The organism is Kitasatospora purpeofusca (assembly GCF_000718025.1).
Lineage (GTDB): Bacteria > Actinomycetota > Actinomycetes > Streptomycetales > Streptomycetaceae > Kitasatospora > Kitasatospora purpeofusca.
In genome coordinates this window covers 275,038-281,622 of record NZ_JODS01000011.1, presented here as the reverse complement: position 1 = coordinate 281,622, position 6,585 = coordinate 275,038, and the positions used below count along the sequence as shown (strand labels likewise).

Annotated in this window: 4 protein-coding genes; 1 reads left to right on the top strand and 3 read right to left on the bottom strand. The window is 74.3% G+C overall.

From position 1 onward, the window contains the following. Positions 1 to 746: 746 nt before the first annotated feature. Positions 747 to 2,096: a glycosyltransferase gene (locus tag IF01_RS0118530; RefSeq protein ID WP_030394547.1), complete on the bottom strand. Its 1,350-nt coding sequence runs from the start codon at positions 2,094 to 2,096 to the stop codon at positions 747 to 749. Between the two features lie 202 nt (positions 2,097 to 2,298). Between IF01_RS0118530 and IF01_RS0118525 the strand changes: the two genes are divergently transcribed. Continuing rightward, positions 2,299 to 4,395, top strand: a complete 2,097-nt coding sequence (locus tag IF01_RS0118525; protein WP_094745585.1) for a glycosyltransferase — start codon at positions 2,299 to 2,301, stop codon at positions 4,393 to 4,395. Positions 4,396 to 4,463: 68 nt separating this feature from the next. Here IF01_RS0118525 and IF01_RS0118520 read toward each other — a convergent pair whose 3' ends face one another. Then, entirely contained in the window at positions 4,464 to 5,210 is a 747-nt protein-coding gene (locus tag IF01_RS0118520) for a response regulator transcription factor (RefSeq protein ID WP_030394545.1), read from the bottom strand. After that, positions 5,207 to 6,457, bottom strand: a complete 1,251-nt coding sequence (locus tag IF01_RS0118515; RefSeq protein WP_030394544.1) for a sensor histidine kinase — start codon at positions 6,455 to 6,457, stop codon at positions 5,207 to 5,209. Before IF01_RS0118515 ends, IF01_RS0118520 begins: the two co-directional genes overlap by 4 nt. Between the last annotated feature and the right edge of the window lie 128 nt (positions 6,458 to 6,585).

The following is a 6,585-nucleotide window of genomic DNA, read 5'->3' as shown; positions in this document are numbered from 1 at the left end:
CTACCGGCTCTGTGGCCGGGTTTCTTCTGTCCGCACGGCCCCGGGGGAGGGGGAGTGCGGGGATCGGCTGGTTCCTCACGGGCCGGGCGATCCTGATGGCGCGCTGTCCCTCCGTTCATCCTCTGTACTGGCCGGTTACTGCGAACTGCGGGTACTTCCAACCACCTGGCTCCGGCAGCCAGCCCCGTCGCCCGTCGTGCTCGTCCTGCTCGGCTTGGAACCCCACTGCCGGACCTCCGATGCGCGCGCCCGCAGTCTGGGCGCCTTCACCGGGATACCGCGTACTGCGACTGCCGGTACCTCTGGGACTGCCGGTACCTCTGGTCGGCGGCCCCTGATTCCTGCGGGCCGCCCGGCCCGGCCCCCGGTCCTGTCGCCTTACTGCACCAACCCTGGCTTCAGAACCCTGCGACCGTGCCGACCTGCGCACTTCCGTACTGCTGCCCGCCAGTTCATGTCTGGCGGGTACCGCTGGACTGCTGTCTACGAGAGAAACACTAACCGTGGTGCGCGGCAATGTCTACTCCGGCGGGCACAGATTTTCCGGTGTCGGTCGGGGAGGTAGGTATCGACGCCGGCGCAGGTGGGGAGCCCGCGCTGAGACCGGCTCCAGGAACGGAACGGCCGGCACGGCCCGGCACGACCGCGTCGAGTGAACCGCCGAACATGCCGAACCGATGCAGACCCCGGCATTTCGGCCGTGCCGGCCGATGCCGCTCCTCCACCGCATGACGAGACGGGGCGGTTCAGCGGCGGGCGGGCATCTCCGCCAGGAGTGCGGCCGCGGTCCACTCGGGGCCGCGGGGGCGAATGCGCTCGCTGAGTCCGGCGAGGCCGACGGCGCCTCCGGCGAGCAGGCCCGCGACCGCGGAGCCGGCGGATTCCGGAGTGAGGGTGTTCGGGGCGAGGCAATGACCGACGGCGGCGCGCTCGGCGTCGTGGGCGATGGCGAACTGGTCGCTGGAGAAGGGCAGCACGAGTGCGGGCACGCCGGCGTGCAGGCACTCGGTGAAGGAGTTGTTGCCTCCGTGGTGGACCATGACGGCGGCGTGCGGAAGCAGTTCCCGCTGCGGGACGGCCGGTGCCACGTGCAGCCGTTCGGGCGGCGCGTCGCGCAGCAGCGGGTGGCCCGTGACGTCGGCGACGCGACTCCCGGCGGCCACGATCACCGAGGCCGGGGTGTGGCGGAGGATTCCGGCCGCGGCGGTCGTCAGGACGTCGTGGCGGGCGGACAGGAACGTGCCCAGGGCGACGAGCGCCACGGGGCGACCGCCGGCCGTCAGGCGGGTGAGCACCGCCTGCCAGGCCGCCGGCAGCGGCTCGGGGGCGCCGCGCGGCAGCAGGTGGCCGGCGTACAGGGCCTCGGGGCCGCTCGGGGCGGGCGGAAGCCAGGGCAGACGGGGATAGTTGAAGACGACCGCGTGCGGTGAGCACAGCGCGAACGCCCGGTCCGGCGCGGGTCTCCCGGGAGCGTGGCGGCGGGCGACCGCCTTGAAGGCGGCGGTGAACGCGGTGTCGTTGGCCGCGACCGCCGCGCGCAGCCGGTCGAGCTCGGCGGGGGACGGCCGAAGGCTGTCGGGCCACGCGCAGGGCAGGCCGAAGTAGGCGCCGGGGGAGACCGGCACATAGCTCGGGTGGCCGGGGCAGAACGTTGCGTAGGGCAGGCCGAGGCAGTGCAGGGCCAGGGTCGCGGCGTAGGAGAGCTGGTCGACGAGGTACCAGTCGGGGCGCAGCCGCGCGTCGAGGACGGCGAGGTCGTGCAGGACGCGTTCGGGGTCGGCCAGCATGTCGTCGGCGCGGTGGCGGGCCTGGGTGAGCAGGGTCTCGGCCGGGCCGTGCCGGGTGGCGTCGAGGAACTCGCGCAGGCGCTGCGCCTCGGCGCGGCCCTGGCGGGTGGTTTCGGCGATGCCGTGGTTGGCGTTGCGGGTGACGGCGAGCTCGGCGAAGCGGAGGCCGTGTCGGGTCGCGAGGTCGGCGAACCCCTCGGTACAGGCGAAGTCGACGTGGGCGCCGTGCCGGGCCAGTGCGGCTCCGAGCGTGGCGAGCGGCCGGGCGTGGGACTGGAAGGGCGGGCTGATCACGACGACGCTGGCCATGGTGTTCTCCGTCGGGGCGGTCGGTTCGCGTGAGGCTTCCGATGATGCCAGGTGCCCGGAGACAGCCACAGGCGGATGCGGGCTGCCGCGCCCGCGCCGCGCAGGTACGGCCGCACCGGGAGCGGACACGTCAGGTCCAATCCACTTCGTCACCTGTCTCCGAACATGTCCGTGAACGTTCGACGGCACGGGAGGAAGACCGATGACACACCACGTCACGCCTGCCCCGGCCGCGGCAGCGCCGCGGACCGGTGTCGCGGGCACCGGTGCTCTGGCCGCATGGCGGAGAATCCACTGGACCCAGGACGTGGGCGCCGTCACCGCGGGTGATCTGCTCGGACGCCTGGCGCAGGCCGAGTACGGCGGCGCCCGGGTCCATCCGGATCCGCTCCTGTCGCGCCAGGACCGCCGCGCGGCGCGGCTTCGGCAGCTGGCCCGGTGCGAACGCGCGATGCCGACCTGGGTGCTGGCCGCCGCGGGCGCGTCCGCCGACCTGGAACCGTGGGAACGGATCGCTCTCGCCGAGGCATGGGAACGCAGCGCCGATCCCGACGGCGGGCCGAGCGCCACCGCCGAGATCCGCCGGCGGCTGCTCGCGACTCCCGGCCCCGCCGAAACCGCCTTCCTGCTGGATGTGGCGGACGCCAACGGCCTCGGGCCGCTCTCCGCCGGGGAAGCCGTCGGACTGCGGCCCACCGGGCGGCCCGAGAGGCACGCGCTCTGGCGCTACCTGTCGGGAGTACCGGGCGGAGACCTCGTGCTGCCGGATCCGGACACGGCACTGGACGCCTACGAGCTGCTGCTCCTCTCCGCGTGCTACGAGCGGGCCGACCCCGGGGCGCCGGCGGGAGAACTCTTCAGGACGGCCTGCGACCCGCTGAGCGAGCCGTTCGAGGCATGTCCGGTGGTCGCGCAGTCGATGCTGCTGGGTCGCCTGGAGGAGCCCGGCGCCGGGCTCAGCGGCGGCATGAGCGTGCTCCTGACCGCACTGGGCGAAGCCCTGACGACCCGCGCCCGCGCCGCACGGGTCCTCACCCTGACCACCGCCCGGCCCGCGGACACCCGACGCGCAGAACTGGTGGCACGACTGAGTTCGGCGCACCTGCTGGTGCGGCTGCCCCTGGACCCACCGGAAGCACTCGATCCGCAGAACGCGGCCGCACACCGGGCCGCCCTGGCCTGGTGGACGGCCCGCGTCTTCGAACTCCCCGGAGCCCGACCGGACATCACGCACGTCAGGTTCGCCGACGACGCCTCGCTCGCCGTCGCCCAGGCCACCCGCAGGTCCGGCGCCAAACTCGCCTTCACGGTCACCCCCGACCCGCACCGGACGATGGACGAACGGCACGCCGGCCTGCCCGCGGAGCAGACCGGCGACGAAAGCCGCGCGCTGCGCCTGGACATGCACCGGATCTTCGTCGCCGACCGCCTCGTGGCCCGCGCCGACCTGCTGGTCGCCATGCCGGGGCGGTACGGTGCGCAGGAACTCTCGGAGCACTTCCCGCAGTTGGAGAAGCGGTCGGTCCATCTCCAGCCCGAGGGCATCGCGCCGTTCCGGCCCGCTCCCGACGACGCCGCGACCGGCCGCAGGCTGCTGGCCCGCCTGTTCGGCGGCGGTGGCGACGCCGACGGCCTGGACGCCACCGACCGTGAACTCCCCTTGCTGCTGTGCGTGGGACGGCTCCACCCCGTCAAACAGCAGGAACAGCTCGTGCGGGCCTGGTTGCTGGCCGGTCTGCACCACCGTACGACCCTGCTGCTGGTGGGAGGTTCACCCACAGACCCCACCGGCGTCGAGGCGGCGGTCCGCACCAGCGTCGCCGAACTCCTCGCCGCGGACCCGGTCGCACGACGGCGAGCGGCCCTGTGGTCCGCGCTGTCCAACCGGCAGGTGCGACTGTTGGAGAGGGTGCTGGCGCGGGGCGGACCGGGATCCGTGGTGTACGTGTGTCCCAGCGCGAAGGAGGAGTTCGGGCTCGCCGTACTCGAGGCCATGGAGGCCGGCCTTCCGGTGGCAGCCCCGCAGCGCGGCGGCGCCGCCCACTACCTGCGCGACGGCGTCAACGGACGGCTGCTGGACACCCGATCGGTGGGGAAGCTCGCCGACGGCCTGCGCTCTCTCGTCCTCACCCCCGCACCCGAACTCGCGGCGATGGCGGCGGCCGGGTCGGCGACGGTCCGCGAGCGCTTCGGCATCGACGCCATGGCCGCGTCCTTGGCGGAGGCCTACCGGAACACGTGCCGGACGGGGCGCCGGGGCCGGGACCGGACCGGCACGGACGGGGAAGGCGGTGGTTGAGATGTCACGGGGAGAAGCAGCGGAGGTCGTGGTGGCCGGCGCGGGCCCGGCCGGGCCGGCCAGGGCCGTCAGCCGGTGAACCCGGGCACCACCAGGCCCGATTCGTAGGCGATCACCACCGCGTGGGTCCGGTTCTGCGCGCCGAGCTTGGTGAGCACGTTCCCGACGTGGGTCTTCGCCGTCTCCAGGCTCACCGCGAGGGACTGCGCGATCTCCGGGTTGGACAGCCCGGTGGCCATCAGCCGCAGCACCTCCTCCTCCCGGACCGTCAGCGCCGCCTTCGGCAGAGCCTCGGCGCCGCGCAGCGGTCGGGCGGTGACCATCCGGCCCAGTGCCGCGGGGAAGAGGATCGCCTCCCCTGCCGCCGCCACGCGGACCGCCTCGGCGATCTGCCGGACCGGCAGCCGCTTGAGGACGAACCCGCTGGCCCCGGCGCCGAGCGCGGCGGTGACGTAGTCGTCGTTCTCGAAGGTCGTGATCACCACGACCTTCGGCGGACCGGCCGCCCCGTCCGCGTCCGCCGGGTCTGTGGAGCCGACCGAGCCGGAAAGGAGCTGCCGGGTGGCCTCGATCCCGTTGCGGCGAGGCATCCGCACGTCCATCAGGACAACGTCGGGCCGCAGCCGCCGCGCCTCCTCGACCGCCTCGACCCCGTCGGCGGCCTCCCCGATCACCGCGATGCCCGACTGCAGCGAGAGCAGGGTGCGCAGACCACTGCGGGTCACCGCGTCGTCGTCCGCGATCAGGACGGTGACCGGGGTGCCGCCCGCGTCGGCCGCGCCCGTGCCGGCCGCGCCCGTGTCGGGGCCGGTCACGCCGACACCCCGACCGGCAGCCGGACCGCCAGCCGCCAGTGCTGCGGCCCGTCCGGGCCGGCCTCGAACTCACCGTGCAGCAGCCGCACGCGTTCGGCGAGACCCGGCAGACCGTGCCCCGAGCTCGGGAAGGCGCCGCTGCCGGTACGCGGGCCGGTGGCAGTCCCGGTCCTGTTGACCACGCTGAGCTCCAGGCCGTCCGGCGTCACCGCCGCGCGGACCTCGACCGGGCCGCCCGCCCCGTGCCGCAGCGCGTTCGTCAGCCCCTCCTGCAGGATCCGGTACGCCGCCCGGGAGAGCGTCCCCCGCACCTGTGCCAGGTCGCCCGAGAGCTCCGGCTCCAGCACCGCGCCCGTGTGCCGCAGCCGGTCGAGCAGTTCGGGCAGGTCGGCCAGGGTCCGGGTCGGAGCGGTCTCCGCCCGCTGGTCGCGCAGCACGCCCAGGACGTAGTCCAGGTCCTCCAGTGCGGCCCGCGACGACTCCTCGATGCTGCGCAGCGCGGCCCTCGCCGCCACCGGATCGGCGCCGAACACCTCGCCCGCCACGGCGGCCTGGATGGTGGTCGCGGTCAGCGTGTGCCCGATGGAGTCGTGCAACTCGTGCGCCAGCCGGTTGCGTTCGGCCAGCGCCTGCTCCCGCTCGGCCGCCAGCGCGAGCCGCTCGGCCGGCGAAGGGCCCAGCAGCCGGGGCGCCAGCCACCGCAGGGCGCCCGTCACCACGGCGCACACGGCGGCCGCCAGCAGGAGGCAGGCGAGTGCCACCACCCAGCTCTGCCAGCCGCCGTCCAGCCGCACCGATCGGCCGGACAGGCTCAGGGCCGCCTCGGCGCCGAGCCAGTTGCCCGGCAGGGTCAGACCCAGGAGGACCAGCACCCCGGTCGTCAGGGATCCCGCCCACCCCAGTGCCACGTGCAGCAGCAGCCAGAGCGAGGTCCGCCAACGGTCGGTGCCGCGGGAGCCCGCGGTCCGCCGGGCGGCCGTGGGGGCGGGAAGCGGCACCCTCAGCAGGGGGCGGGCGAACGCGATCAGCGCCCGCCGGGTGACGGGAAGCAGCCCCACCGCGGCGGTCAGTGCCGCCCAGGCCAGGAGGACCAGGGCGGCCCGCACCCCGTAGGGGGCGGACGGCCGCACCAGCATGGGCGGCAGCGCGAGAGGCAGCAGCGGAAGGCTCGCCAGCGCCCCGCAGTAGGCGAACAGCATTCCCGAATAAGTGGAGCCGCGCAGCAGCGGCCGAAGTCCCTTGAGCATGATCGTCCCAGTATGGGCGCGGCCCGATCCGGTGACCTCCCCCGATCGGGGGAGCGTCGCCTCCCGCCTTCCCGCGATGTGCGGTGGTGCCCCCGGACGCCATGATCGCGTTCCGAGCACTTGACCGG

What these genes read in the sequence shown, in the direction of transcription:
- IF01_RS0118530 (WP_030394547.1), bottom strand. Translation starts at nt 2,096, where the DNA reads ATGGCCAGCGTCGTCGTGATCAGCCCGCCCTTCCAGTCCCACGCCCGG.
- IF01_RS0118525 (WP_094745585.1), top strand. Translation starts at nt 2,299, where the DNA reads ATGACACACCACGTCACGCCTGCCCCGGCCGCGGCAGCGCCGCGGACC.
- IF01_RS0118515 (WP_030394544.1), bottom strand. Translation starts at nt 6,457, where the DNA reads ATGCTCAAGGGACTTCGGCCGCTGCTGCGCGGCTCCACTTATTCGGGA.